This is a genomic window from Tsuneonella sp. HG094, assembly GCF_053819285.1.
Genome location: NZ_JBSORA010000001.1, coordinates 846,155 through 871,754, shown reverse-complemented (window position 1 = coordinate 871,754; position 25,600 = coordinate 846,155). Strand labels below are relative to the sequence as shown.

Annotated in this window: 23 protein-coding genes; 11 read left to right on the top strand and 12 right to left on the bottom strand. The window is 66.4% G+C overall.

From position 1 onward, the window contains the following. Position 1: 1 nt before the first annotated feature. The 4 genes from ACWPMX_RS04365 to ACWPMX_RS04350 are packed head-to-tail and all read right to left on the bottom strand — an operon-like array spanning position 2 to position 3,027. Positions 2-790, bottom strand: a complete 789-nt coding sequence (locus ACWPMX_RS04365; protein ID WP_455698822.1) for an enoyl-CoA hydratase-related protein — start codon at positions 788-790, stop codon at positions 2-4. Next, positions 790-1,230 carry a VOC family protein gene (locus tag ACWPMX_RS04360; RefSeq protein ID WP_455698821.1) on the bottom strand — a complete coding sequence of 147 codons (441 nt, stop codon included), beginning with the start codon at positions 1,228-1,230 and terminating at the stop codon, positions 790-792. The genes ACWPMX_RS04365 and ACWPMX_RS04360 overlap by 1 nt, the downstream gene beginning before the upstream one ends. Then, positions 1,227-1,487, bottom strand: a complete 261-nt coding sequence (locus tag ACWPMX_RS04355; protein ID WP_455698820.1) for a hypothetical protein — start codon at positions 1,485-1,487, stop codon at positions 1,227-1,229. The genes ACWPMX_RS04360 and ACWPMX_RS04355 overlap by 4 nt, the downstream gene beginning before the upstream one ends. 7 nt (positions 1,488-1,494) lie before the next feature. Next, positions 1,495-3,027 (bottom strand): acyl-CoA carboxylase subunit beta, encoded by a 1,533-nt coding sequence (locus ACWPMX_RS04350; RefSeq protein ID WP_455698819.1) that lies wholly within the window; start codon positions 3,025-3,027, stop codon positions 1,495-1,497. Between the two features lie 107 nt (positions 3,028-3,134). Here ACWPMX_RS04350 and ACWPMX_RS04345 point away from each other — a divergent pair, with 107 nt between their 5' ends. After that, a complete protein-coding gene (locus ACWPMX_RS04345; protein ID WP_455698818.1) occupies positions 3,135-4,526 on the top strand; it encodes a helix-turn-helix domain-containing protein in 1,392 nt (463 codons plus the stop codon). Here ACWPMX_RS04345 and gor read toward each other — a convergent pair. The 3 genes from gor to pgi form a co-directional block, all read right to left on the bottom strand. Then, the gene (gene gor / locus ACWPMX_RS04340; RefSeq protein WP_455698817.1) at positions 4,523-5,887 is read right to left on the bottom strand and encodes a glutathione-disulfide reductase; all 1,365 of its coding nucleotides are present in this window, start codon (positions 5,885-5,887) and stop codon (positions 4,523-4,525) included. The two genes, ACWPMX_RS04345 and gor, sit on opposite strands and share 4 nt — an antisense overlap. A gap of 76 nt (positions 5,888-5,963) precedes the next feature. After that, complete coding sequence (locus ACWPMX_RS04335) at positions 5,964-7,556, bottom strand: DEAD/DEAH box helicase (RefSeq protein ID WP_455698816.1); 1,593 nt, start codon at positions 7,554-7,556, stop codon at positions 5,964-5,966. A 250-nt stretch (positions 7,557-7,806) separates the two neighbouring features. Next, complete coding sequence (gene pgi, locus ACWPMX_RS04330; protein ID WP_455698815.1) at positions 7,807-9,354, bottom strand: glucose-6-phosphate isomerase; 1,548 nt, start codon at positions 9,352-9,354, stop codon at positions 7,807-7,809. Positions 9,355-9,528: 174 nt separating this feature from the next. Here pgi and lepB point away from each other — a divergent pair, with 174 nt between their 5' ends. The 4 genes from lepB to ACWPMX_RS04310 are packed head-to-tail and all read left to right on the top strand — an operon-like array spanning position 9,529 to position 13,255. Next, positions 9,529-10,338, top strand: coding sequence for a signal peptidase I (lepB, locus tag ACWPMX_RS04325; protein ID WP_455698814.1), 810 nt, complete (start codon positions 9,529-9,531; stop codon positions 10,336-10,338). A 2-nt stretch (positions 10,339-10,340) separates the two neighbouring features. After that, positions 10,341-11,006: a ribonuclease III gene (rnc, locus tag ACWPMX_RS04320; protein ID WP_455700727.1), complete on the top strand. Its 666-nt coding sequence runs from the start codon at positions 10,341-10,343 to the stop codon at positions 11,004-11,006. After that, the gene (gene era, locus ACWPMX_RS04315; RefSeq protein ID WP_455698813.1) at positions 11,003-11,908 is read left to right on the top strand and encodes a GTPase Era; all 906 of its coding nucleotides are present in this window, start codon (positions 11,003-11,005) and stop codon (positions 11,906-11,908) included. The genes rnc and era overlap by 4 nt, the downstream gene beginning before the upstream one ends. A 42-nt stretch (positions 11,909-11,950) precedes the next feature. Then, a complete protein-coding gene (locus ACWPMX_RS04310) occupies positions 11,951-13,255 on the top strand; it encodes a hypothetical protein (RefSeq protein ID WP_455698812.1) in 1,305 nt (434 codons plus the stop codon). Here the strand turns inward: ACWPMX_RS04310 and ACWPMX_RS04305 are convergent. The 4 genes from ACWPMX_RS04305 to plsY form a co-directional block, all read right to left on the bottom strand. Further along, positions 13,242-13,424, bottom strand: a complete 183-nt coding sequence (locus ACWPMX_RS04305) for a hypothetical protein (RefSeq protein WP_455698811.1) — start codon at positions 13,422-13,424, stop codon at positions 13,242-13,244. The two genes, ACWPMX_RS04310 and ACWPMX_RS04305, sit on opposite strands and share 14 nt — an antisense overlap. A gap of 174 nt (positions 13,425-13,598) precedes the next feature. Further along, complete coding sequence (gene topA, locus ACWPMX_RS04300; protein WP_455698810.1) at positions 13,599-16,142, bottom strand: type I DNA topoisomerase; 2,544 nt, start codon at positions 16,140-16,142, stop codon at positions 13,599-13,601. A 65-nt stretch (positions 16,143-16,207) separates the two neighbouring features. Then, positions 16,208-17,296 carry a DNA-processing protein DprA gene (gene dprA, locus ACWPMX_RS04295; protein WP_455698809.1) on the bottom strand — a complete coding sequence of 363 codons (1,089 nt, stop codon included), beginning with the start codon at positions 17,294-17,296 and terminating at the stop codon, positions 16,208-16,210. Continuing rightward, positions 17,293-17,892 (bottom strand): glycerol-3-phosphate 1-O-acyltransferase PlsY, encoded by a 600-nt coding sequence (plsY, locus tag ACWPMX_RS04290; protein WP_455698808.1) that lies wholly within the window; start codon positions 17,890-17,892, stop codon positions 17,293-17,295. The genes dprA and plsY overlap by 4 nt, the downstream gene beginning before the upstream one ends. Before the next feature lie 115 nt (positions 17,893-18,007). On the opposite strand from plsY, the gene murI reads away from it, so the two are divergent. The 6 genes from murI to ACWPMX_RS04260 all read left to right on the top strand — a co-directional run bounded on the left by murI (position 18,008) and on the right by ACWPMX_RS04260 (position 24,143). Continuing rightward, positions 18,008-18,796, top strand: coding sequence for a glutamate racemase (gene murI / locus ACWPMX_RS04285; protein WP_455698807.1), 789 nt, complete (start codon positions 18,008-18,010; stop codon positions 18,794-18,796). Positions 18,797-18,881: 85 nt separating this feature from the next. Then, positions 18,882-20,102: a 5-aminolevulinate synthase gene (hemA, locus tag ACWPMX_RS04280; RefSeq protein ID WP_455698806.1), complete on the top strand. Its 1,221-nt coding sequence runs from the start codon at positions 18,882-18,884 to the stop codon at positions 20,100-20,102. 110 nt (positions 20,103-20,212) lie between these two features. Continuing rightward, positions 20,213-22,387: a putative bifunctional diguanylate cyclase/phosphodiesterase gene (locus ACWPMX_RS04275; RefSeq protein WP_455698805.1), complete on the top strand. Its 2,175-nt coding sequence runs from the start codon at positions 20,213-20,215 to the stop codon at positions 22,385-22,387. Positions 22,388-22,443: 56 nt separating this feature from the next. Further along, positions 22,444-22,893 (top strand): hypothetical protein, encoded by a 450-nt coding sequence (locus ACWPMX_RS04270; RefSeq protein ID WP_455698804.1) that lies wholly within the window; start codon positions 22,444-22,446, stop codon positions 22,891-22,893. Beyond that, entirely contained in the window at positions 22,890-23,570 is a 681-nt protein-coding gene (locus ACWPMX_RS04265) for a nitroreductase (RefSeq protein WP_455698803.1), read from the top strand. Before ACWPMX_RS04270 ends, ACWPMX_RS04265 begins: the two co-directional genes overlap by 4 nt. A gap of 174 nt (positions 23,571-23,744) precedes the next feature. Next, positions 23,745-24,143: a hypothetical protein gene (locus ACWPMX_RS04260; protein WP_455698802.1), complete on the top strand. Its 399-nt coding sequence runs from the start codon at positions 23,745-23,747 to the stop codon at positions 24,141-24,143. Between the two features lie 148 nt (positions 24,144-24,291). Here the strand turns inward: ACWPMX_RS04260 and ACWPMX_RS04255 are convergent, their stop codons facing one another. Continuing rightward, positions 24,292-25,497 (bottom strand): type III PLP-dependent enzyme, encoded by a 1,206-nt coding sequence (locus ACWPMX_RS04255; protein ID WP_455698801.1) that lies wholly within the window; start codon positions 25,495-25,497, stop codon positions 24,292-24,294. Between the last annotated feature and the right edge of the window lie 103 nt (positions 25,498-25,600).

The window sequence follows — 25,600 nt, the reverse complement described above, 5'->3', positions numbered from 1 at the left end:
GTCATTCGCCCCTGAACGCGGCCTTCCGCTTTTCGAGAAAGGCCAGCCCGCCCTCCGTCGCGTCGGCGCTGGCGCCCGCGGTGCGCTGGCCCTCCGCCTCGGCGAGGAGGACCTGCGGATAGGTACCGTCGAGCGCGGTCATGATGTTCGCCTTCATCGTGCGATACGAGACGGTCGGTCCTTCGGACAGGCGCGTGGCGAGCGCCATCGCCTCGTCCATCAGCGTCGCATCGTCGCAGGCCTTGTAGATCAGCCCCCACTCCTCGGCCTGCGCGGCACCGATCTTCTCGCCCAGCATCATCATGCGGGTGGCGCGCGCACGGCCGATCGCGCGGGCGAGCAGCCAGGTCGATCCGCCATCGGGCACCAGCCCGATGTTGACGAAGGCCTGCAGGAAATAAGCGCTCTGCCCCGCCAGCACGAAGTCGCCCGCGAGCGCGATCGAGCAGCCCACGCCCGCCGCCGCGCCGTTTACCGCAGTCACCACTGGCACCGGGCACCGGATGATCTGGCTGACGAGCGGGTTGTAATGGTTCTGCAGCGCCATGTGTCTGCCGCCGTTCATCTGCAGCGCACTCCGCTCACCGCGCGCGGCGAGGTCGGCGCCCGAGCAGAAGCCCTTGCCTGCGCCGGTAATCAGAACCGCGCGCGCATCGCCGAGGTCATAGAACGCCGCGGTCAGGTCTTCCGCTAGCCCGATCGAGGCGGCGTTAAGCCGCTCCGGCCGGTTGAGCGTGATCTTGAGCACATTGCCCACGCGCTCGGTCAGGATCGTTTCGTACGTTGCCATCAGTGCGCGCCCTCTCGCGGGGTTTCCATGATCTCGGTCAGCTGCCCCATCATGTCCCTGGGGTGGAGGAAGAAGATCGGCGTGCCGTGCGCGCCGATGCGCGTGGGGCCGAGGATGCGCTTGCCCAGCCCCTCGAACCAGCTGCGCGCCTCGGCGATGTCGGGCACTTCGTAGCACAGGTGATGCTGTCCGCCCGCCGGGTTCTTGGCGAGAAAGCCGGTGAGCGTGCTGCCCGGCCCCAGCGGCTCGATCAGCTCGATCTGGGTGCCGTGCGTGCCATTCTCGCCTGGAGTGTCGACGAAGCAGACCTTCACCCCCTGCTCGGGCAGGTCGAACGGGTCGGTGATCGAAGTAGCCCCCATCACCTCGCGGTAATAGGCCACGCTGTCCGCGATCGAAGGCGTCGCGACGCCGATATGGTTGAGACGGCCGAGTTTCATATTGCCTTCCAAATCCAACCGAGAGTGATTGCCGCGCCAAACAAAGCGAACAAAGCTCCAAGCAAGGCGAACAAGCGAATGCCCAGAAGCATCAATGAAAAAGATCGCGGGCGTTGGCGCAATGCAATTCGGGTGCCCAAACCGTTTTCAACAAAGCCTTGCGCCCGCCAACGTGGGGGCGCGCGCCACGCCCACTTCGCAAGCGCGGCGACACTTAGCGTCCAAAGAGCAGCGAAAAAGGCCCAGACCCATTCCATCATTCACTCACAACGGAATATTGTCATGCTTCTTCCACGGGTTCTCGAGCACTTTCCCGCGTAGCTTCCGCAGCCCCAGCGCGATCCGCCGCCGGGTCGAGTGCGGATAGATCACCTCATCGATATACCCTCGCTGCGCGGCGACGAAGGGATTGGCGAAGCGGTCCTCGTACTCCTTCGTGCGTTCGGCGATCTTGTCGGGGTCGCCGATGTCGGAGCGGAAGATGATCTCCACCGCGCCCTTCGCGCCCATCACCGCGATCTCGGCAGTGGGCCAGGCGTAGTTGAGATCGCCGCGCAGGTGCTTGGACGCCATGACGTCGTAGGCCCCGCCATAGGCCTTGCGGGTGATCACGGTGATCTTGGGCACGGTCGCCTCGGCATAGGCGAACAGCAGCTTGGCGCCGTGCTTGATGATGCCGTTGTGTTCCTGCGCCGTGCCGGGAAGGAAGCCGGGCACGTCGACGAAGGTCACGATCGGAATCTCGAATGCATCGCAGAAGCGCACGAAGCGCGCGGCCTTCTTCGATGAGTTGATGTCGAGCACGCCCGCCAGCACCATCGGCTGGTTGGCGACCACGCCCACCGTGCGCCCCTCGATCCGGCCGAACCCGCACAGGATGTTGCCCGCATGCTTCGGCTGGATTTCGAAGAAGTCGCCCTCGTCGAGGACCTTACGGATCACCTCGTGCATGTCGTAGGGCTGGTTGGCGTTCGCCGGGATCAGCGTGTCGAGGCTGTCGTCGCGCCGGTCCCACGGGTCGCTGGTCGGCCGCTCGGGCACGTCCTCTCGGTTCGACAGCGGCAGGAAGTCGAAGAAGTCGCGGGTGGCGAGCAGCGTCTCGATGTCGTTCTCGAACGCGTTGTCGGCCACGCTGGTCTTGGTCGTATGCGTGACCGCCCCGCCCAGTTCCTCTTGCGTCACGACCTCGTTGGTGACGGTCTTCACCACGTCGGGGCCGGTCACGAACATGTAGGACGAATCCTTCACCATGAAGATGAAGTCGGTCATCGCCGGACTGTACACCGCCCCACCCGCGCAGGGGCCCATGATGAGGCTGATCTGCGGCACCACCCCGCTCGCGAGCACGTTGCGCTGGAACACCTCGGCATAGCCGCCAAGGCTGGCGACGCCTTCCTGAATACGCGCGCCGCCGCTGTCGTTGAGGCCGATGACGGGCGCGCCGACCTTCAGCGCCATGTCCATCACCTTGCAGATCTTCTCCGCGTGGCGCTTCGACAGCGAGCCGCCGAACACGGTGAAATCCTGGCTGAACACGAACACCAGCCGGCCGTTGATCGTGCCGCTGCCGGTGACGACGCCGTCGCCGGGGATCTTCTGGCTCTCCATCCCAAAGTCGGTGCAGTCGTGCTCGACATAGGCGTCGAGCTCCTCGAAGCTGTTTTCGTCGAGCAGCACGTCGAGCCGTTCGCGCGCGGTCAGTTTGCCCTTGGCGTGCTGCGCGGAGATGCGCTTTTCACCACCGCCCATGCGGGCTGCGGCGCGGCGGCGTTCCATTTCGGCGATATTGGCGGACATGAATTCTCCGGACTCGATCGTGAGCCTGCCATGAAAGCCGCTAGCCCGCCTGTCCAATGTTAAGTTGCAAACTTGCGAAGTCCGACTTTGCAAAGTAGCTTGATGGAATGGTCACCGCCCGCCTGTTCGCCGGCCCCGCCCTGCGCGACTTGCGCGCACGAACTGCCCTGCTTCAGTCCGAGGTGGCGGAGCGGCTCGGCATCAGCGCCTCTTACCTGTCGCAGCTCGAGAACGGCGACCGACCGCTTACTCCGCAGCTGCTCGAACGGCTGGCGCGTGCCTTCCCGCTGGACTGGCGCGAGCCGGACACAGACAGGCGCGGCTCGCTCGCCGCCGCGCTGCGCGAAGCCGCCGCCGATCCGCTGTTCGCCGATACCTTCGCGGTTGAGGAAACCGCCCGCCTCGCCGAACAGCAGCCGCATTTCGCGCAGGCCTTCGTCGATCTCCACGCCGCCTATCGCCGATCGGGCCAGCGGCTGCAGATCATCGACGAGGCGCTCGCCAGCGACGCCGGCGGCGCGCGGCTGCCGTGGGAGGAAGTGCGCGACTGGTTCCACCTCGCCAACAACTACATCGACCCGGTCGACCGCGCGGCGGAGAGGCTGGCGAACAAGCTCGGAAGCCCCACCATCGAAGCGATCGAGCAGCACCTGCGGCAGGCGCTGTCGGTATCGCTGGTATACACAGGCCAGGCGGGGCTGCGGTCGTACGATGCCGAGATGGGCCACCTGACCATCGACCCTGGCCAGCCCGCCGAGACCCGCCGCTTCCAGCTTGCCCACCAGCTCGCCGCGTTGGCACTGCGCGACGAGATCGCGGCGGTGGTCAAAGGCGCGCACCTGCGTACCGCCGCGGCGCGGCAACTGCTGTTCGTCGGCCTGTCGAACTACGCCGCGGGCGCGCTGCTGATGCCCTACGAAGCGTTCCGCGCCGCCGCCCGCGCAGCGCGGCACGACATCGATAGGCTGGCGCAGGCATTCGGCACGAGCTTCGAACAGACCTGCCACCGCCTCTCGACGCTCCAGCGCGAAGGCGCACGCGGGGTGCCGTTCTTCTTCTGCCGGGTCGACATGGCGGGCAACATCACCAAGCGGCACAGCGCGACTCGGCTGCAGTTCGCGCGCTTCGGCGGCGCGTGTCCGCTGTGGATCGTCCACGAGGCGGTGGCGATTCCCGACCGGATCCTCGTCCAGCTCGCCGAAACGCCCGACGGGGTGCGGTACGTTTCGATGGCGAAGGGACTGGTGAAACCCTCGGGCAGCTTTACCCGCGCGCCGCGCCGCTATGCCGTCGCGCTCGGCTGCGAGACGGCTCACGCGGGCGAGTTCATCTATGCCGACGGGCTCGACCTGCGCACCGGCAGCGCGGCGACGCCCATCGGCGTGTCGTGCCGCATCTGCCCCCGCGACGATTGCGACCAGCGCGCGTTCCCGCCCAGCGACCGCCCGATCGCCGTCGACCCCGACCGGCGCGGCGTGGTGCCTTACCGCATAGGTTAACGCAGCAGGACGAGTTCCTCGGCCATCGTCGGGTGGATCGCGGTGGTGGCGTCGAACTGGTCCTTGGTCAGGCCCGCCTTCACCGCGACCGCGGCGGCCTGCATGATCTCGGCCGCTTCGGGTCCGATCATGTGGATGCCCAGGATGCGGCCCGTGCCCTCGTCGCAGACCATCTTGTACAAGCTGCGCTCGTTTCGCCCTGCGAGCACGTTCTTCATCGGCCGGAAGTCGCTTTCGTAGATCTTGACCGAGCCGTGCTGGTTGCGGGCCTCGCTTTCGGTCAGTCCGACCGCGGCGATGGGTGGGTGGCTGAACACCGCGCTCGGGATGCACGAATGATCGACCGCGCGCGGGTTGTTGCCGAACACGGTGTCGGCAAAGGCATGCCCCTCGCGGATCGCCACCGGGGTCAGCTGCACGCGATCGGTCACGTCGCCGACGGCATAGATATGATCGACGTTGGTCTTGCTGAAGCGATCGACGACGATCTCGCCCTTCTCGCCTAGCGTGACCCCGGCCTTGTCGAGTCCAAGGCCTTCGGTGTTGGGCACACGTCCGGTCGCGAACATCACGCAGTCGACGGTCATGTCGTCATGGCCGCCCTTGAACGAGACCTTGAGCGCCTTGCCGGTTTTCTTGATCGACTTGAACTCGGCGTGGAACTTGAACTCGATACCCTTCATCACGCTGATCTGCAGCAGCCGGTCGCGCACCGAATGGTCGTAGCCGCGCAAGAGCTGGTCGGTGCGATTGACGATCGTCACCTTGCTGCCGAACTCGTTGAAGATGCCGGCGAATTCGTTGGCGATGTAGCCGCCGCCGGCGATCAGGATGCGCTTGGGCACCGCGTCGAGATGGAATGCTTCGTTGCTGGTGATGCCGAGATTGTTACCCTGAAAATCGGGAATGTGCGGCCGCGCGCCGGTGGCGATCAGGATGACCTTCGCGGTCACCGCCTTGCCGCTGGCGAGCTTGATGTCGTGCGGGCCTGTCAGCTCGGCGCGTTCGCGGAAGACCTCGACCTTGTTGCTCTCGAGCGTCTGGCCGTAGAGCCCTTCCAGCCGGTCGACATCGCCGAGCACGTTGTCGCGCAGCTTGATCCAGTCGAACTTGGGCTTGCCGACGGTCCAGCCGAAGGCGGCGGCGTCTTCGAGGTCCTCGGCAAAGTGCGCGCCGTAGACGAGCATCTTCTTGGGCACGCAGCCGCGGATCACGCAGGTGCCGCCGACGCGGTATTCCTCGGCGACGGCGACCCGAGCGCCGTGGCTCGCCGCGATCCGGCTGGCGCGCACGCCGCCCGATCCAGCGCCGATCACGAACAGGTCGTAGTCGAATTCGGCCGTCTTCTTCTTGCCCGCCATGCGTGCCCTCCTGTGCGGGGGCGCATATGGGCTGCCCGGCGGTTTATGCCAACCACCGGGCGATAGGGTTCAGCGATCAGCGCGCGCTGCCGCCCCCACCCGAGCGACGACGATACCGCTTGCCGCCGCCGGGCTTGCCCTGCGACGTGCCGACGGAGCGCTGCCCCTGGCCGCCGCCCTGTGAATTGCCATGGCGCTCGCCTTGGCGCTGGCCGCCACCGTGGGCACTGCCTTGGCGCTCTCCCTCGGGACGACGGCGCTGTTCGCTACGCTGGCCTTCGCTGCGCTGGCCCTCGTGACGCTGGCCCTCGTGACGCTGACCGCCCTGGCGCTGGCCGTCACGACGCGGTTCGCCTTCGCGGCGCGGACGCTGGTCGGCCTGGCCGCCACGTTGGCCGCCGTGGCGCTGGCCGCCCTGGCGATCGCCGACCGGGCGCGCCTGCACCTTCTGGGCGCGCGGCTGGTTCTGGACCTGACCGGGGTTGCCCTTGGGCCGGATGATCGGCGAATCTTCCACCACTTCGCGGAAGAACTCGGGCAGCGGCAGCCGCTCGAGCGTCACGCCGGTAAGCTTCTGGATGTCCTTGAGGTAGGCGCGCTCGTCGTCGCAGCACAGGCTGATCGCCACGCCGTCGGCACCCGCGCGCGCGGTGCGGCCGATGCGGTGGACGTACTGTTCGGCCACGTTGGGAAGCTCGAAGTTCACGACGTGGCTCACGCCCGGAATGTCGATCCCGCGCGCGGCCACGTCGGTCGCGATGAGCACCGGCGTGCGGCCCGAGCGGAACTCGGCGAGCGCACGCTCGCGCTGCGGCTGGCTCTTGTCGCCGTGAATGGCGTTCGAGGTGATACCGTCGTGGGCCAGCCGCTTCACGACGCGGTCGGCGCCGTGCTTGGTGCGAGTGAACACGAGCACGCGGTCCATGCCTTCGGTCTTGGCGTACTTGCCCTTGAGGATCAGGCCGAGCATTGCCTGCTTCTCGTCATGGTTCACGCGGACGACGTACTGGTCGACGCGTTCCGCGGTGGTCGCCTGCGGAGCGACCGCGACCTGCGCCGGGTTGCGCAGGTACTGCTCGCCGAGCTGGCGGATGGTGTTCGGCATCGTGGCGCTGAACAGGAGCGTCTGCCGCTCCTTGGGGAGCAACTGGACTATGCGCTTGAGCGCGTGGATGAAGCCCAGGTCGAGCATCTGGTCGGCCTCGTCGAGGACGAGGATCTCTACGCCGTCGAGGCGGAACGCCTTCTGGTCGATCAGGTCGAGCAGGCGGCCCGGCGTGGCGACGAGCACGTCGACGCCGCGGTGCAGCTTGTTCCGATCCTTGCCGACCGATGTGCCGCCGACGATCGAGGCGACCTTGATTCCGGTGTAGGCACCATAGTCGATTGCCGACTTTGCGATCTGACCGGCCAGCTCACGCGTCGGCGCGAGGACGAGCATGCGGCACGACTTGAACGGCGTCTGCCGCTCCGCCGCGCGCAGGTTGTCGATGCTCGGCAGCATGAACGCCGCGGTCTTGCCGGTGCCCGTCTGCGCGATGCCGAGGAGGTCGCGCCCCTCCAGCACGAGCGGGATCGCCTGCTGCTGGATGGGGGTGGCGACGGTGTAGTTCTTGCTGTCCAGCGCCTGGAGGAGCGGCTGCGACAGGCCGAGGTTTTCGAATGACATGATAGGTTTACTCGTATGCGAGCGACAGCGCGCAGCAGCTTGAGCTGCGCGCGTTCGCGGGGTGGTCGGAGCCTTTCGGCTCCATCAACGACCCGCGTGAAAAGGGTAGTCAGGAAAAATGGACCGAGGCGCGGCCGGGGTGATCGCCTGTCTCAGCAATCACCGCTTCACGCTGGCTAGCGCGCTTCGATGGCGGGCAGATGGTCGCTTCGGCGCGAAAAGTCAAGAAAATTGCCGCAGCGCGGAATAATCATGCGAGACCCGCCGCCTCCAGCAGCGCCGCGGTACTCGCGTCGAAGTCGCCCTCGCCTTCCTCGATGTCGCGGGCCATCTTCTTGCCGAGTTCGACGCCGAACTGGTCGAACGGGTTGATGCCCATCAGCACGGCGCCTGCGAAAGTACGGTGTTCGTGGAAGGCGATCAGCGCGCCGAGGGTGGCGGCGTCGATGGCGTCGCACAGGATCGTCGCGCTCGGGCGGTTGCCGGGAAAGGCGCGCGCCGGATCATTGCCGTCTGCGGCCATGTTCCCGCCCCTCATCAGCGCGGCGCCTTGCGCGAAGCAGTTGGTGAGGAGGATCTCGTGGTGCGCGGGATCGAGCGCGTCGCCCGGCGCGATGCTGGCGATGAAGTCGACCGGCACCTCGACAGTGCCCTGGTGGAGGAGCTGGAACACCGCGTGCTGGCCGTCGGTGCCCACCCCGCCCCACGTGATGGGCGCGGTCGGGCCGTCGACCGGCTCGCCCTCTGCCGTCACCGACTTGCCGTTCGATTCCATCTCGAGCTGCTGGAGATAGGCGGGCAGCAGCGCCAGCCGCTCGTCATAGGCGAACAGAGCGCGCGTCTGGCATCCGCGAACGCGAGTGTAGAGCTGGTCGGCGAATGCGGCGCGCAGAGGGAGGTTCGCCCGCCCCTCGGCATCGCGGAAGTGCGCGTCGACCGCGTGCGCGCCGCCGAGCATCGCGTCGAACGCGTCCCAGCCGAGGCCGAGCGCGATCGGGAAGCCGATCGACGACCACAGCGAGTACCGCCCGCCCACGCTCTCGGCGAACGGCAGGATGCGCAGCTCATCGACGCCCCACTCGATCGCCTTGTCGGGCGCGGCGGTGAGCGCGACGACACGCCCATAGGGATCATCGACTCCGTTCTGCCGCAGCCAGTCGAGCGCGCTTTCGGCGTTGGTCATCGTCTCGATGGTGGTGAAGGTCTTGCTCGCCACTGCAACGAGCGTGGTCGCCGGGTCGCACGTCGCGAACGCCGCCTCCAGCGCGAGACCGTCGATGTTGGAAACGACGTGGACGTCGACCAGCGCCCCGTCGCCGCCCTCGCTGTCCCGCGCAAGGCAATCGATCGCGAGCCTGGGTCCGAGTGCCGAACCGCCGATGCCGATGTGGATCAGGTGGCGGACCTCGCCCATCGCGCCGCGGTGGATCGCATCGACCAGCAGGTGCATCCGGTGGTGGAACTGCGCCGCCTCTTCCACCGCATCGGGCGAGCCGATCCCGCGCTGGGCGGTGTGCTCGGCCGCGCGGCCTTCGGTGACGTTGACGACCGCACCGGAGAGCAACGCCGCCCGTTTGCCGGCAAAGTCCCGCGCCTCGGCCAGCGCCTCGAACGCCGACAGCAGGTCTTCGTCGAGGTGGGTCTTCGACCAGTCGAACAATGCCCCGCCTTCGTCCCACGCAAGCCGGGTGGACAGCTTGGCAACCCGGCCTGCGTCGGCGGCGAACAGGTCGAGCAATGTCGCGCGCGGATGGCCCGCAATGCGCTGCCATGCGGCGGAGACGGCGTCGGTACCCATGAAATTCCTTTCCTACCTGCGGCGAGCGCGACTAGGGGATGCGGCGATGATCGATAGTTTCCACCTCGCCATGCGGCCATTGGCGCTCCAGCGAAAGTCCAATGTGCCGCAGTGCGGTATTTCGTCCCATGGACACTGTGACACGTGTGACATGCCCTCGGCGGAGCGTGCCCGATGACCGCCGAGACGACCGCAGGCTCGACCGCCGCAGCAGACCCGGAAAAGGAGACTTGGGGCAGCTTCTCGGTCTTCGTGCTGAAGCTGGCGCTGGCGGTGTTCGTGTTCCGCAGTTTCTTCTTCTCGTTCTACACGATCCCCAGCGAATCGATGCTGCCGCGGCTGTGGAACGGCGACTACTTCATCGCCGCCAAATGGCCATACGGCTATTCGCGCTGGTCGCTGCCGTTCAACCTGCCGCTGATCCCGGGCCAGGTCTTCGCCAGCCTGCCCCAGCGCGGCGACGTGGTCGTGTTCAAGCACCCCGTCGACAAGGTCGACTACATCAAGCGCGTGATCGCGCTGCCGGGAGACAGCGTGGCGATGCAGGGCGGCCAGCTTATCCTCAACGGCGAGCCGGTCGCCCGGCAGCGGGTCGCGGACTTCGCCATCCCGCAATCGCCCAACACCGCCTGCGCCTGGGGCGGAAAGTCGGACGGCGAGACCTGTACCTATGCCCGCTTCCGCGAGACCCTGCCCTCGGGCATCAGCTACGACACGCTCGACTTCGGGCGGACGCCGCAGGACGATTTCGGACCGGTCATCGTGCCCGAAGGATCGGTCTTCGCGATGGGCGACAATCGCGATAACTCGCAGGACAGCCGCTTTCCCGCCATGCCCGGCGGCGGCGTCGGCCTGGTGCCGACCGAACTGCTCGTCGCGCGGGCCAGCGTGATGGTCTGGTCGACCGACGGTTCGGCGAGCTGGATCAACCCCGTGTCGTGGTTCACCGCCGCGCGCTGGTCGCGCATGGGGCGCGGCATTTGAGCGTGCTCGAACCCGCGACCCGCGAGTGGCTCGACCGTACCGGCTTCACCGTGCGGGACGAGGCGATGTGGAAGGCGGCGCTGACCCACGGCAGCACGGGCGAGCCGGTCAACTACGAGCGGCTCGAATGGCTCGGCGACCGGGTGCTCGGCCTGTCGGTCTCGGAATGGCTGTTCGAGCGGTCGAGCGATCCCGAAGGCCAGCTCGCCCAGCGCCTCAACGCGCTCGTCAGCCGCGATACCTGCGCCTGCACCGCGCGCGATGTCGGCGTTCCGCAGTACGTCCGTCTCGGCAAGCAGGCGCGCGACGACGGCGCGCACGACAGCGACAACGTGCTCGGCGACGTGATGGAAGCGCTGATCGGCGCGAACTTCCTCGACGCCGGGTTCGATGCCACCCGCGACCTCGTCCGCATCCTGTGGGCCGAGGCGGTCGAGGGGCGGCGCGGACGGTCCAAGCACCCGAAGTCGGCGCTGCAGGAATGGGCCGCAGGCAACCGCCGCAAACCGCCCGAATACGAAGTGCTCGACCGCTCGGGCCCCGACCACAACGCCCATTTCACGGTTCGCGTCAGCGTCCTGAACGTCGGCCAGGTCGAAGCCTCGGGATCGAGCAAGCAGGCGGCGGAAACGGCCGCCGCCAAGGCTTTCATGGAGCAATACGGATGACCCAGCCGCCAGACCAGCACTGCGGCTTCGTCGCGGTGATCGGCGCGCCCAACGCGGGCAAGTCGACACTCGTCAACGCGCTCGTCGGCCAGAAGGTCGCGATCGTTTCGGCCAAGGCGCAAACCACGCGTGCCCGCCTGATGGGCATTGCGCTGGAAGGTGAGACGCAGATGGTGCTGGTCGACACCCCCGGCATCTTCGCGCCCAAGCGGCGGCTCGACCGCGCCATGGTCAGCGCCGCGTGGGAAGGCACCACGGCGGCCGACGCGGTGCTGCTGGTGATCGATCCGATCAAGCAGCGGCGGCACGAGCTCGAGCCGCTGCTCGAGGCACTGGCGCACCGGCCCGAGCGCAAGATCCTCGTGCTCAACAAGGTCGATATCGCCAAGAAGGAACCGCTGCTCGCGCTTGCGCAGGAGCTGGGCGGCAAGGTCGACTTCGCCGAGATCTACTTCGTTTCGGCGCAGACCGGAGACGGGGTGGCCGAACTGAAGGCCGCGCTCGCCGGGCTGATGCCCCAGGGCGAATGGGTCTATCCCGAAGACCAGGTGAGCGATGCCAGCGAACGCCTGCTCGCGTGCGAGATCACCCGTGAGCAGCTCTACAAGCAGCTCCACGAGGAACTGCCCTACGACAGCGCGGTGCGGCCCGAGCAGTACATCGAGCGCAAGGACGGCAGCGTGGAAATCCACCAGCAGATCGTCGTCGGCCGCGACAACCAGCGCGCGATCGTGCTCGGCAAGGGCGGCAGCCGGATCAAGGCGATCGGCGAGGCGGCGCGCAAGGAGCTGTCCGACCTGCTCGGTCAGAAGGTCCACCTGTTCCTCCACGTGAAGGTTGACGAGAACTGGGCCGAGAGCCGCGAGATCTTCGAGGAAATCGGACTAGACTGGGTGCGCTGACATTTCGGCTTTCTTTACCGGAGGTTCGCTACGCTTTCGGCCATGACCGATGACACCTCAGAAGCGTTTCCGCCGCCGCAGAAAGTGATCCTGCGTCACCAGGAGGTCATGGGCGCGGCGATCGCTTCGAACTCGCGCATTCGCGGCGCGAGCATCTGGCTCGGCCTGACGCTGTTCCTGCTGCTGTGTGCGGCGATCTGGCTGGGGCACATCTTCACGTTCTGGTTCGTCCAGCAGCTGCCGTTCGCCGTCATGTTCGCGCTCGGGACATACCTCTCGTTCGTCATTCCCGCCGTCTTTGCCTTGGTCGCGGTCAAGATCGCGCTCGACATCGAGAACCGTCGCGCCAGCCGGGCCTACCTACGCGCGCTCGCCGCGATCGGCGCTCCGCTGGAGCGGGAGGGCGTGTATGAGGTAACCGACGAAGCGCTGGTGCTTACGACCGAACGCGTCGTGGTCGCGCCGCGCTGGGTCGCGATCGATACCGTCGAAAAGGGCGATGCCGGATGGGTCATCAGCGCCGACCAGCTCCATTTCCTGATCCCCTTCGCCGACTTTGCGAGCGTCGATGCCCAGCGTCCGCTGCTCGCCGCGATCACCTCGCGCATGACGCCGGAAGCGCGGGCGCGGAGCCGCGACGCGGTCGAATTCGCCGAGGTCGCGCCGGAGCGGCCGCAGGATTTCGCGCGAACGGATTCTCCGTGGGTGGCCAGCGCGCCGGAGGACGTCGCGACGCCGCTGCATGGCACGCCCGTTGCGACCGGCTGGCTGACACAGGAACAGGCCGGCTGGGCCGCCTCAGTGATTTACCGCAAGATCGCAAAGACCGGGTTCCACGGCTGGGCCTATCCGTTCGTCAGCGCGGTTTCGGGAATGGTCACCGGATCGCTGATCATCGGCGTGATCGCATTCGTCCTGCCGCCTGAGACGGTCTGGCGGTTCCCGCTGCTCGCCATGAGCATGGGCCTGACGGTGCCCTTGCTCGGCGGCGCGATCGGACTGGCGATCGGCAACCGGCGGCTCGCCGTCGTGCTCGACCTGGCGTGGCGTCACGGTCTCGCAGCGCGCGGGGTGCCCGAACAGATCGAGGCGCAGTGGGCGCTCACCAATACCGGCCTTGCCTATCGCACCGCGCGTTTCGAGGGAGAGGCGGTCTATGCCAGCATCCACCAGGTGCTGCACGAGCATGGCTACTGGATCGCGGGATGCGACACGTTGACGCTGTGCATTCCCGATACCGCGTTCGCCTCGCCTGTCGAGGCCGATGCCTTCGCCAGCGCCCTGCTGAGCCGAATTCCGGAAGCGGCGAAAGCCCGAAGTGTCGTGATCGAGCCTACCGCTTCTTGAGGATCTCGATCCCGTTCTTCTTGGCGAAGTCCTTCACCGATTCCTCGCTGCGGTTGATGGCCTTGGCGATTTCCTTCAGCCCCTTGCCCTTACCCGCCAGCGTGCGCAGCGTGCCCGCCTCATCCGACTTCCACGGCTGCTTGTGCCGCTCGAATACGTCCTTGCCCATGTCTTTCGCCCGCTCCTCGAAGAATCCGTTTTCCTACACGACGGCAGCGTGACAGGCTGCCTGTCGCTCTTTCCCAGTGTTATTGATCCAGAGGCGACCGATCATGCCGTCCGCATATGACCGTGCCGCGCCTCGCAGCTGTTTCGGTGTATACTTCGTGTAACCTTTGCAGGTTCACTTGGCCTTCTTCGCCGCAGCCTTCTTTTTCGGTGCCGCTTTCTTGGCCGGAGCCTTGCGGCCCTTCTTCTTTGCCGGACCCTTTGCTGCGCGGGCATCGATCAGTTCGATCGCCTGCGGTTCGGTCACGTCCTCGGGCTTCATGTCGCGCGGGAGAGTGGCGTTGGTCGTGCCGTCGGTGACGTAGGGACCGTACCGGCCCGGCATGACCTTCATCTCCCCGCCGCTGGTCGGATGCGCGCCGAGCGACTTGATCGGCTCGGCCGCGGCCCGACCGCCGCCCGCACCGCGATTGGCCGCCTGCGCCAGCAGATCGACCGCGCGGTTCATCCCGACGTCGAACACCTCACGCGTGTTCGCGAGCTTCCCGTACTTGCCGTCGTGGCGAAGATAGGGGCCGTAGCGACCGATGTTGGCCTCGATCTCCTTGCCCGTCTCGGGATGCTCGCCGACGATGCGGGGCAGCGACAGGAGCTTGAGCGCCCACTCGAGGTCGAAATCGTCGAGATCCTTGGGAATGCTCGCACGCTTCGCATCCTTGCCCTCGCCCAGCTGGACGTAGGGGCCGAAACGCCCCGCCTTGCGCATGACTTCGAGGCCGGTGTCCGGGTCCTTGCCCATCGCGCGGTCCTCGCCGCCGTCGCCCGCTCCACCGGGAGACGCGAACTGGCGGGTGAACTTGCATTCGGGATAGTTCGAGCAGGCGATGAACGCGCCGAACTTGCCGCCGCGCAGGGACAGGCGGCCGCCGCTGCGACCCTCGGCCACGCAGGTCTGGCATTCGCGCGGATCGTGTCCGTCGGCGCGCGGCGGGAAGAGGTAGTCGCCAAGGTATTCGTCGAGCGCCTCGGTCACTTCCGAGGGCTTCTTCTCCATCACGTCCTCGGTCTTCGGCTTGAAGTCGAGCCAGAACTGGCGGAGCAGCTTCTTCCAGTCCTCCTTGCCGTCCGAGACGATGTCGAGCTCATCCTCCATCCCGGCGGTGAAGTCGTAGGCGACGTAGCGTTCGAAAAACCGTTCGAGGAACGCGGTCAGCAGCCGCCCGCTCTCTTCGGCGAAGAAGCGGTTCTTCTCCATCCGCACGTATTCGCGGTCGCGCAGGGTCTGGATGGTCGAGGCGTAGGTCGAGGGGCGGCCGATGCCGAGCTCCTCGAGCCGCTTGACGAGGCTGGCTTCGGAGAAACGCGGCGGCGGCTGGGTGAAGTGCTGCGTGGCGTCGACACCGGTCTTGGCTGGCGTGTCCCCCTTGCGCATCAGCGGCAGCAGGTTCTCGTCGTCATCCTCGCCCTTCTGGTCGAAGCTCTCTTCGTAGACCGCGAGGAAGCCGGGGAACTTCACCACCTGGCCGGTCGCGCGCAGCTCGTGCCGGCCCGTCGGATCGCGAAACGTAACGGTGGTGCGCTCCAGCGAGGCGGCAGCCATCTGGCTCGCCATCGCGCGCTTGAAGATGAGGTCGTAGAGCCGCGCCTCGTCGCCCTGCCCCGCCTTCTCGCGGCCGAAGTCGGTCGGACGAATCGCCTCGTGCGCTTCCTGCGCGTTCTTGGCCTTGGTCTGGTAGATCCGCGGCTTTTCGGGGATGTAGTGCCCGCTGAACCGGTCGCTGATCGCCTTGCGGCATGCCGAGATCGCGCTGCCGTCCATCTGCACGCCGTCGGTCCGCATGTAGGTGATCGCGCCCTGCTCGTAGAGCGTCTGGGCGAGCCGCATCGTGTGGCTGGCCGAATAGCCGAGCTTGCGCGCAGCCTCTTGCTGCAGGGTCGAAGTCGTGAACGGCGGAGCAGGGTTGCGCTTGAGCGGCTTGGTCTCGACGTCCTCGACCGTGAAGCGCGCTTCCTCGACCGCCTTCTTCGCGGCCTCGGCGGTGCCGTGGTCGCCGATTGACAGCCGATCGAGCTTCTTGCCGTCATAGGTGACGAGGCGCGCATCGAACGCGGTGCCGTCGTGCTGCATGTGCGCGACAACCGACCAGTATTCCTGCGCTACGAAAGCCTCGATTTCGCGCTCGCGCTCGACGATCAGGCGCAGCGCCACCGATTGCACGCGGCCCGCGCTTTTCGCGCCCGGCAGGCGGCGCCAGAGCACCGGCGAGAGCGTGAAGCCGTAGAGGTAGTCGAGCGCGCGGCGCGCGAGGTAGGCGTCGATCAGCGGCTGATCGAGCTCGCGCGGGGCCTTCATCGCGTCGGTAACGGCCTGCTTGGTAATCGCATTGAAGGTGACCCGCTGGACGTTGTCCGGCAGCGCCTTCTTCTTCGCGAGCAGGTCGCGCACGTGCCACGAGATCGCCTCGCCCTCGCGATCGGGGTCGGTGGCGAGGATCAGGCGGTCGGCCTTCTTGGCGAGGTCGGCGATGTCCTTCACCCGACCCTGCTTGTCGCGGTAGACCTCCCAGTCCATCGCGAAGTCCTCGTCTGGCCGCACGCTGCCGTCCTTGGGCGGCAGGTCGCGCACGTGACCGTAGCTGGCGAGGACCTTGAAGTCCGCGCCCAGATATTTCTCGATGGTTTTCGCCTTGGCCGGCGATTCGACGATGACAAGTTGCATGTAAGTTTCAGTCAGCCCCTACGCGTATACGTACGCGCGAGGGTGGCGGGGGTTTCGCCGGGCCGTCAAGCCGTGAGCGAGACCTTGCCGCCCGCGTGCCGCATCAGCCGCCCGGCGATCTCCAGTTCGAGCAGCGCCATCTGCACGGCCGCCGGACTCGAACCGGATTGCCGCACCAGTTCGTCCACCGGGACAGGTGCCATGGTTAGCAGTGCCGTGACGTCTGCCGGCGCATCGTCGCCAAGCTCGTCATCGGCGAAGACGTAGGCCGAAGCCGCCTCGCGGAAGGTCGAGCGCGGGGTGCCGTCGAAGCCGCTCAGCAGTTCGATGACATCCTCGGGCGATTGCACCAACACCGCCCCGTCGCGAATGAGCTGGTTGCATCCGGTCGCGCGCCCGTCGAGCGGGCTGCCGGGGATCGCCATGACCTCGCGGCCCGCCTCGCCCGCAAGACGCGCAGTAATAAGCGAACCCGACTTCGGAGCGGCCTCGACCACCAACGTGCCGCTGGCGAGACCGGCAATGATGCGATTGCGGCTTGGGAAGTGACGGGCAAGCGGTTCGGTGCCGGGCGGCTGCTCGGCGATGAGCAGGCCTTCGCTCGCGACGCGCTCCTGTAGCTCGCGATGCTCAGGAGGATAGGTCACGTCGATGCCGCTCGCAATGACGCCGATCGTGGCGGGAAGCGCGCCGAGATGCGCCGCGCCGTCGATCCCTCGGGCGAGGCCCGACACCACCGTGAACCCCGCCTCGGACAGAGCAGCAGCGAATTCCCGCGACAGCTTGACCGCCGCAGCGCTGGCGTTCCGAGCGCCGACCATTGCCACGCTCGGCCTGTTCTTGAGTGAAAGGTCGCCGCGCCAGGTCAGGATCGGCGGTGCACCGTCGGTCTCGGCGAGCAACGCGGGATAGTCTGGTTGGTCGTGAAACAGGTACTTCGCATGGGCGCGGCGGACCTGTGAGACTTCCTCCGCGATCCGCTCGGGCGGCGCGGCGACGTAGGCCCGCCCGCCGCGCTGCGCAAGATCCGGCAGAGCATCGATCGCAGCCTCTGCGGTCCCGAAACGGCGAAGGAGCTGGCGGTAGCTGACCGGGCCGATGTTGGGCGAGCGCAGCAGCCGGATGCGCGCGAACGCCTCTTCCTGCGGAATCACGCTTCGCCGTCCGCCTTGCTGCTGCCGCCGACCCGCGGTTCCTCGCCGCGCATCAGGCGCCCGATGTTGGCGCGGTGGAGCCAGATCACGATAGCCGCGATAATGGCGAGGGGGACGACGTACTCTGCGAAGCCCAGCAGTGCCGCTGCGACCGCCGCCCCGACCACCGCACACATTCCGGCGACCGAACTGATCCGCCCCACCGCCAGCACGCCGAGCCACACCAGCGCGTACGCCAGCCCGATCGGCCATGCGAGGCCGAAGCTTACCCCGGCATTGGTCGCGACGCCCTTGCCGCCCTTGAACTTCAGCCAGACGGGAAAGCAGTGCCCGATCACCGCCGCGACGGCGGCGATGCCTTCGCTGCCCGGCCACAGGAATTTCGCCAGCAATACTGCGCCCAGCCCCTTTGCCAGGTCGAGCAGCAGCGTTGCCGCGGCCACGCCCTTGTTGCCGGTCCGCAGGACGTTCGTCGCGCCGATGTTGCCACTGCCAATCTTGCGCACGTCGCCCAGCCCCGCCGCGCTCGCGAGGAGCAGGCCGAACGGGATCGAGCCGAGCAGGTATCCGGCCAATGCGGCCAGAAGGTTATCCATTCGCGTCCCTTCAAAGAATCGCAGATGCCTTGTCGGACAGCCCCGAATTCATCTAGCGCGGATTAAGAGCAAAAGCCGGTCGCCGACAAGCACCCGGCCAAGGGATTGATCTGACTTGGACCCTTCCGCCCCCATCCTGTTGTTCGATTCCGGCGTCGGCGGGCTGACCGTGCTCGCCGAATTGCGCAAGGTCCTCCCCGATGCACCGGTGATCTACACCGCCGATACCGCCGGTTTGCCCTACGGATCGAAGACCGAAGCGGAGATCGCCGCGCGCGTTTCCGGCCTTCTCGGAGTGCTAAGCGAACGCTACCGGCCAAGGCTGGCGACCATCGCCTGCAACACCGCGAGCACGATCGCGCTCGGGATGGTGCGAGACGTCCTGCAAATCCCGATCGTCGGCACCGTGCCTGCGATCAAGCCCGCGGCCGAACTCAACCGCACGGGTGCAATCGGGCTGCTCGGCACGGAAGCGACGATCCGCCAAGGCTACGTCGACCGTCTCGAAGCCGAATTCGCGAAAAACAAGCTGCTCGTCCGCCACGCCGCGCCGGGCCTGGTTGCCGCCGCGGAGGCGAAACTGCGCGCCCAACCAGTCGACTCGGCGGCGGTCGGTGCCGCCGCCGCCAGCCTGCTCGAACGGGCGCCCGATATCGACACGGTGGTGCTCGCGTGCACGCACTTCCCCCTGTTGCTGGACGAGCTTCGCGAGGCGTTTGGGCCCAAAGTACAATTCGTCGATGGTGCGGCCGGTATCGCCCGGCGGATCGCGGTGCTGACAGCCGGCCAGCCGATGGCGCGTAACCTACCGGATTTGGCCGTTTTTACGGCAGAGCCCGATGGTTCGCCGCCCTTCGCGGAAGCCCTCGCAAGCTATGGCCTGAACCGTATCGAGCGGCTCTAATCGCGAACGATTCGCAAAGATCGCGGTGGAATTCTTGCGCTTGCGGGACTAGGTGGACCCCGATGATGTCGGACGGGACCATCGCGTGAACTACGACCAGATTTTCGACCAGGCGATCGACCGGCTGCACGCCGAAGGCCGCTACCGCGTGTTCATCGACATCCTGCGCAACAAAGGGGCCTTCCCCAATGCGCGCTGCTTCCACGGCCACAACGGCCCGAAGCCGGTCACCGTGTGGTGCTCGAACGACTATCTCGCGATGGGCCAGCACCCCAAGGTAATCACCGCAATGGAAGAGGCGCTGCACGACGTGGGCGCCGGTTCGGGCGGCACCCGCAACATCGGCGGCAACACACACTATCACATCCAGCTCGAGGAAGAGCTGGCGGACCTGCACGGCACGGAAGCCGCGCTGATCTTCACCAGCGGCTACGTTTCGAACGACGCCACGCTGTCGACGCTCGCCAAGCTGCTGCCGGGCTGCGTGATCTTTTCGGACGAACTCAATCACGCAAGCATGATCGCGGGCATTCGCAACTCGGGGGCCGAGAAGCGCGTTTTCCGTCACAACGATGTCACGCACCTCGAGGAACTGCTCGCCGCCGAGGATCCGTCGGTGCCGAAGCTGATCGCGTTCGAAAGCGTCTATTCGATGGACGGCGACGTCGCTCCGATCCACGCGATCTGCGACCTTGCGGACAAGTACAACGCGCTCACCTACATCGACGAAGTTCACGCGGTCGGCATGTACGGCAATCGTGGCGGCGGCATTTCCGAGCGCGATGCGGCGGCACACCGGATCGACATCATCGAGGGCACGCTGGGCAAGGCATTCGGCGTGATGGGCGGCTATATCGCCGCCGACCGCAAAATCGTCGACTGTATCCGCAGCTACGCGCCGGGCTTCATCTTCACCACTTCGCTTTCGCCGGTACTCGTCGCTGGCGTGCTCGCTTCGGTCCGCCACCTCAAGCAATCGAGTGAGGAGCGCGACGGCCAGCAGGCCGCCGCTGCCAGCCTCAAGGCGATGTTTCGTGATGCGGGGTTGCCCGTGATGGATAGCGTAACCCACATCGTCCCGCTGATGGTCGGCGATCCGGTGCGCGCCAAGAAGATCAGCGACATCCTGCTCGCCGAGTACGGCGTCTATGTGCAGCCGATCAATTTCCCGACCGTGCCGCGCGGGACCGAGCGGCTGCGGTTCACCCCCGGACCGGCGCACGACGAGGCGATGATGCGCGAACTGACGGAGGCTCTGGTCGAGATCTGGGATCGCCTCGAACTCTCGCTCGCGCAGGCTGCCTGACGGGCGAGTCGCTTCGTCGAATTCCACTTCCGCTTAGGGTCGTGGTAACCATTCCGTCCTAGAGAAATCTGCGCCTTCCCGACGGGGATTGCAGCAGATAACAGGCGGACATGGCGGTCAGGAATCTCCTCAAAGGTTTCGCGGGCAACGCGGCGGATATTACCAGCGATGGCCTCCGCACGTCTGTGCTCGACGACTTCGAGCAGACCGGTATCGCCTGGATCTGGGCTTCCGACGCGGACGGCACGCTCAACTACCTGACTCCCGCCGCCGCAGAGGCGCTCGACGTCGCCCTGCCCACTCTTCTGGGCCAGTCTGTCGCAACCCTGTTCGAAACCGACCCCGACGATCCCGACAATCGTTCGGGTCGGCCGCTGGGTTTCCAGATCAAGGCTCGCAGCCGCATTTCCGATGTGATCGTACGTTGCACCCTGCCCGAGGCGCGCACCGGCCGCCCGGTGTGGTTGTCGCTGTCTGGTCAGCCCAAGATCGACAGCGCGGGCCGTTTCCACGGCTATCGCGGCTCGGCCAAGGACGTGTCGGTCGAATACCAGCGCAAGATCGAGGACCAGCGCCTCGCCGAATTCGATTCGCTGACCGGGCTATACAACCGCCACCGGATGAACCGCAGGCTCGAAAGCGTTCTTGCCGCCTACAAGGCCGCCAAGCGCGTGTGCGCGCTGATGATGCTCGATCTCGACCGGTTCAAGCAGGTCAACGACACGATGGGCCACCCGGCCGGCGACAACCTGCTGCAGCAGGTAGCCGAGCGGCTGCGCAATATCATCGGCGATCGCGGAGAGATCGGCCGCCTGGGCGGCGACGAATTCCAGGTCATCCTGCCCGACCTCGACGACCGCGGAAAACTGGGTGAAATGGCCGAGAAGATCATCCAGATCATCTCCCAGCCCTATCCTATCGAAGACAAGCGGGCGATCATCGGCACCTCGGTCGGCATCGCCATCGCACCTTACGACGGGCTCGAGGCGGACGAGCTGATCCGCGCTTCCGACCTTGCGCTCTATGCCGCCAAGAACGGCGGGCGGGGCCAGTTTCGTTTTTACTCCGCCGATCTCAAGGACGAAGAGGAAGAGCGTTCGCTCCTGCTCGACGACCTGCGCGAGGCGCTCGCGGCCGAGGAACTCCAGCTGCATTATCAGCCTGTCGTGCGCATCGCCGACAACATGGTCGTGGGCATGGAAGCGCTGATGCGGTGGGAGCACGAGGAGCGCGGCTGGGTGCCGCCAGGCACCTTCATACCCGTCGCCGAGGATTCCAGCCTGATCGGCCCCTTGGGCGACTGGGCGCTGCATCGCGCGTGCAAGGATGCGATGGAATGGCCGAACACCGTGCGGGTCGCGGTCAACGTGTCCGCGCGCCAGTTCACCTCCAACGGCTTCGTCGAAGTGGTCGCCTCGGCTCTGCATGAAAGCGGGCTCGATCCTGATCGCCTCGAGCTTGAGCTGACCGAGAGCGTGTTCATGGGCGACAGCGATGTCACCGAAACGATCTTCACCGAACTGAAGAAGATCGGCGTGCGCCTGGCGCTCGACGATTTCGGCACCGGGTATTCGTCGCTCAGCTACCTTCGCTCGGCACCGTTCGACAAGCTCAAGGTCGACAAGAGCTTCGTCGATTCGTGCACACAGCAGGACCAGAACAGCGCGAAGATCATCACCGCGATCATCGGACTGTCGCGCGCCCTCGGCATGGAAACGACGGTCGAGGGTGTCGAGGCGTTCGATCAACTCGACGTGGTCAAGAACCGCGGTGCCGAACTGGTGCAGGGCTGGATCTATTCGAAGGCGATGCCGCAGGCCGTCGTGCTGGCCAACATCCATTCGGGTGAGTTCAAGATCGAGCCGAGCGGCCCGGACAAGCATCGCGCCGACCGGCGTTCGATGTTCCGCCGCATCGGCATTATCCACGGCGACCACCGCTATGATGCGGTTATTCGCGACCTCAGCAAGAACGGCGCGTTCATCGAAGGGCTCGTCGGCGTGCCCAAGGGCACCCAGTTCGTGCTCGACCTCGGCAGCGGCCAACTCGTCGTGTGCGTGGTCCAGCGATCGGAAGGCGCGCAGCTCGGCGTAGAGTTCGAGCAGGAGCTCGTCAGCGATGGTGCAGGCGGCTTGTGTACCCGCCACCGCGTCAGCCCGTATGCGCTTGCCGCGGCGGGCATGCCGCTCACATCTTTCGCGGCCGGCGGGGCGACGCCGCTCGGTCAGCAGGCGCCGACCACCGCGCCGCTGTTCATGCAGGTCCAGGTCGGTAGCGGCGGCTGACGCTTTACTGGCAGGCGAACCCGGGTAAACCGGCGCTTCGCAACCGGAGCCTGCCAATGCTGTCTGCCCTGCTTTTCTTTCTCGCCGACGCGCCCTCCGCGCAGGCGATCGCCGATGCCCGTGCCATTGCCGAAGTCGGCGCGCTCGTGACGGTCGGCGAGTTGGCGACTGCCAAGGAAACCGAGGACAAGCTCGCCGCCCACCCCGACCTGACCGAAGGCGAGAAAGCAACGTTCCGCGCCATCGCCGGGGAGACCGCTGCGTTATTGCGCGGCCGTGCGATCGAGGCCGTCGCGCAGGCCTATCTCGGCAGTCTCACCCCCGCCCAACTCGGCGCCATCGCGACGTTCACGCGCAGCGACGCCGCTCTGGCCCAGCGCGCAGCCATGCCGCAGATCATGGCCGCCACGATGCAGAACCTGACCGCAGGCGGCGGGATCGACTTCATGGGCGAGACGACGAAAGTGTTCTGCGCCAAGACCGGCAAGCTCTGCGAAGACAAATGACCTACGACGAGGTCGTTCTCGGCCGCCGCTCGATCCGCGGCTATCTCGACAAGCCCGTCCCGCGCGAGGTTATCGAAGAGGTGCTGGCCTTGGCTGTTCGCGCCCCTTCGTCGATGAACACCCAGCCGTGGCACTTCCACGTCATCACGGGCGAACCGCTCGATCGCATTCGGCGCGGCAACACCGAGAACATCCTCGCCGGGGTGCCGGACAGCCGGGAGTTCCGGCGTGGCAGCGCTTTCGGCGGCGTGCACCGCGAACGGCAGGTCGGCGTAGCCAAGCAGTTGTTCGAAGCGATGGGCATCGCGCGCGACGACAAGGATGCGCGTCAGGACTGGGTCCTGCGCGGATTTCGCCAGTTCGATGCACCGGTTTGCGTGATCGTCACCTACGACCGCGAACTCGGCGATAGCGACGATACGGCGTTCGACTGCGGCGCTGTCACCACCGCGCTCGTCAACGCGGCGTGGTCGCGCGGGCTTGGCTGCGTGATCAATTCGCAAGGGATCATGCAGAGCCCGGTCGTGCGCGAATACGCGCGCATTCCCGACGGACAGGTGATCATGAAGGCCGTCGCGGTCGGCTGGCCAGACGAGAGCTTTCCGGCGAACGCGGTCGTCTCGCACCGCAAACCGGTGTCCGAAGCCGCCCGATTCGTGGGTTTCGGCGAAGATTAGACGGCTGCGGCCCATGCACTCTGCGGCGCTCGCGCCACGGCCCGACTGCGACCTGTTGTGTTGCCGGGATGGACGGTCATCCCGTTAATCTGGCCGACAGCTTAGCGGGCCAAACCGCCTGTCCCGACGCGACCGTTCACCCGAAGCGGCGCGCGGAGACGGAGAATAAATGCAATGAAAACCGTATTGATCGGCGCTGGCACGGCGCTTCTGGCCCTCGGCACCGGCGTGAGCGCGCAGACCGCGCCCCCGGCCCCGACGACCGAGACCACCACGACGACTGCGACCCCGACCGCCAACGGAAACGGAAACGGAAACGGTGCCGACGTCACCCGCACCACCGCGACAACCACGACCACGACGCCGCAAGCCGATGGATCGGCGACCGTCGACACGCAGGTTTCCACCGCGCAGACCGTCACCACGCCGTCGGGCGCCACCAACACAGTGACGCGAACCATCGACGAGATGGGTGCCAAGGCGACCGAAGTCGAACATGCTAAGGCGGCGGCAGCCGTCGGCGCGAACGCCCACGCCGGTCACACCGACAAGGCGGCCAAGAAACCCAAGTAACGCGCAATTCGACAGGCTGCTGCTGCCAGTCCAGTCCCCTCCCCCTCGAGGACGGGCAGCAGCAGTCGGCAAGCCGGACCTGGTCCGGCAGAAGCCCCGCGGTGGCGAACACCGCGGGGCCCTTTTTCATGCCGCAATCAGGGACGGATCAGCGCAGCGAGACGACGTTGTCGCTGGCGCGCGGATCGATCCGGTCGCCGCGATAGAGGCTGGCCATCGGCTCGTCCTCGACAACGATCTGCTCCGCATTGCCGAAGCCGTTGAACCCGGTCTTCATCGCCGCGCCATAGGCGCCCAGCATACCGATCTCGATATAGTCGCCAGCCTGGATATCGGCCGGCAGCATGAAAGGACCCTTCATGAAGTCGGCATCGTCGCAGGTCGGCCCGTAGAACGAGAATTCGGCGAGCGGCTGGGTGAGGTCGTCCTCCAGTGCCTTGACCGGGAAACGCCAGTCGATGTGCGCTGCATCGAACAACGCCCCGTACGCGCCGTCGTTGATGTAGAGTTCCTCGCCCCGGCGCTTCTCGACGCGCACGATGACGCTCGAATACTCGGCACACAGCGCGCGGCCGGGCTCGCACCACAGCTCAGCGTTGTAGGCGATCGGCAGCGCTTCGAAATGGCGGTGGATGATAGCGAAGAAATCCTCGAGCGGCGGCGGCTCCATGCCGGGATAGTCGCTCGGGAAGCCTCCGCCAACGTCGACGACGTCGATCACGACCGATGCCTCGGCCACGGCGGCACGGACGCGCTCGAGCGCCTGGACATAGGCGAACGGCGTCATCGCCTGGCTGCCGACATGGAAGCACACGCCCAGCCAGTCGCAGTGCTGGCGCGTAGTCTGGAGAAGTTCGGCGACATCGGCAAGGTCGACCCCGAACTTGGCCGCAAGGCTCAGCTCGGAGTATTCCGACGACACCCGCAGCCGGACCAGCAGGCGCAGGTCGCCCGCGCGCTCACCGGCATCGCTGGTGGTCGCATCGACGATCTTCTCCAGCTCCTCGATCGTGTCGAGGCTGAAGGTCTTCACGCCGTGCTCGAAATAGGCCTCGCGGATCGCGCGCGCCGTCTTGACCGGGTGCATGAAGCACAGTTCGGCGGCCGGCAGCGTTTCGCGCGCGAGGCGCACCTCGGCGATCGAGGCGACGTCGAAGTGCGTCACCCCGTTTTCGAACAGGATCTGGAGCAGGTCCGGCGAGGGATTCGCCTTTACCGCATAGAGCGACTTGCCCGGAAACTTCTCGACGAAGAAACGGGCAGCGCGCGCAGCGGCGTGCGGGCGATTGAGGATGACCGGTTCGTCCGGCGCGAGGGCGCGAACTACAGACCGAGCGTCAGGATGGATGTGCAACTCAAGGGACCCCCAAACGACAAGTTTGAACGAGGCAGCCTTGCGGTTAAGGAAGTCCCCTTGGGGCTGCGGGGTGCGCCTATAAGGCGGCGGCGGTGAACCG

Excerpts from the sequence above, each read along its gene's own strand:
- ACWPMX_RS04365 (WP_455698822.1), bottom strand. The coding sequence starts at position 790 with ATGGCAACGTACGAAACGATCCTGACCGAGCGCGTGGGCAATGTGCTC.
- ACWPMX_RS04360 (WP_455698821.1), bottom strand. The coding sequence starts at position 1,230 with ATGAAACTCGGCCGTCTCAACCATATCGGCGTCGCGACGCCTTCGATC.
- ACWPMX_RS04355 (WP_455698820.1), bottom strand. The coding sequence starts at position 1,487 with ATGGAATGGGTCTGGGCCTTTTTCGCTGCTCTTTGGACGCTAAGTGTC.
- ACWPMX_RS04350 (WP_455698819.1), bottom strand. The coding sequence starts at position 3,027 with ATGTCCGCCAATATCGCCGAAATGGAACGCCGCCGCGCCGCAGCCCGC.
- ACWPMX_RS04345 (WP_455698818.1), top strand. The coding sequence starts at position 3,135 with ATGGTCACCGCCCGCCTGTTCGCCGGCCCCGCCCTGCGCGACTTGCGC.
- gor (WP_455698817.1), bottom strand. The coding sequence starts at position 5,887 with ATGGCGGGCAAGAAGAAGACGGCCGAATTCGACTACGACCTGTTCGTG.
- ACWPMX_RS04335 (WP_455698816.1), bottom strand. The coding sequence starts at position 7,556 with ATGTCATTCGAAAACCTCGGCCTGTCGCAGCCGCTCCTCCAGGCGCTG.
- pgi (WP_455698815.1), bottom strand. The coding sequence starts at position 9,354 with ATGGGTACCGACGCCGTCTCCGCCGCATGGCAGCGCATTGCGGGCCAT.
- lepB (WP_455698814.1), top strand. The coding sequence starts at position 9,529 with ATGACCGCCGAGACGACCGCAGGCTCGACCGCCGCAGCAGACCCGGAA.
- era (WP_455698813.1), top strand. The coding sequence starts at position 11,003 with ATGACCCAGCCGCCAGACCAGCACTGCGGCTTCGTCGCGGTGATCGGC.
- ACWPMX_RS04310 (WP_455698812.1), top strand. The coding sequence starts at position 11,951 with ATGACCGATGACACCTCAGAAGCGTTTCCGCCGCCGCAGAAAGTGATC.
- ACWPMX_RS04305 (WP_455698811.1), bottom strand. The coding sequence starts at position 13,424 with ATGGGCAAGGACGTATTCGAGCGGCACAAGCAGCCGTGGAAGTCGGAT.
- topA (WP_455698810.1), bottom strand. The coding sequence starts at position 16,142 with ATGCAACTTGTCATCGTCGAATCGCCGGCCAAGGCGAAAACCATCGAG.
- plsY (WP_455698808.1), bottom strand. The coding sequence starts at position 17,892 with ATGGATAACCTTCTGGCCGCATTGGCCGGATACCTGCTCGGCTCGATC.
- ACWPMX_RS04275 (WP_455698805.1), top strand. The coding sequence starts at position 20,213 with ATGGCGGTCAGGAATCTCCTCAAAGGTTTCGCGGGCAACGCGGCGGAT.
- ACWPMX_RS04270 (WP_455698804.1), top strand. The coding sequence starts at position 22,444 with ATGCTGTCTGCCCTGCTTTTCTTTCTCGCCGACGCGCCCTCCGCGCAG.
- ACWPMX_RS04265 (WP_455698803.1), top strand. The coding sequence starts at position 22,890 with ATGACCTACGACGAGGTCGTTCTCGGCCGCCGCTCGATCCGCGGCTAT.
- ACWPMX_RS04260 (WP_455698802.1), top strand. The coding sequence starts at position 23,745 with ATGAAAACCGTATTGATCGGCGCTGGCACGGCGCTTCTGGCCCTCGGC.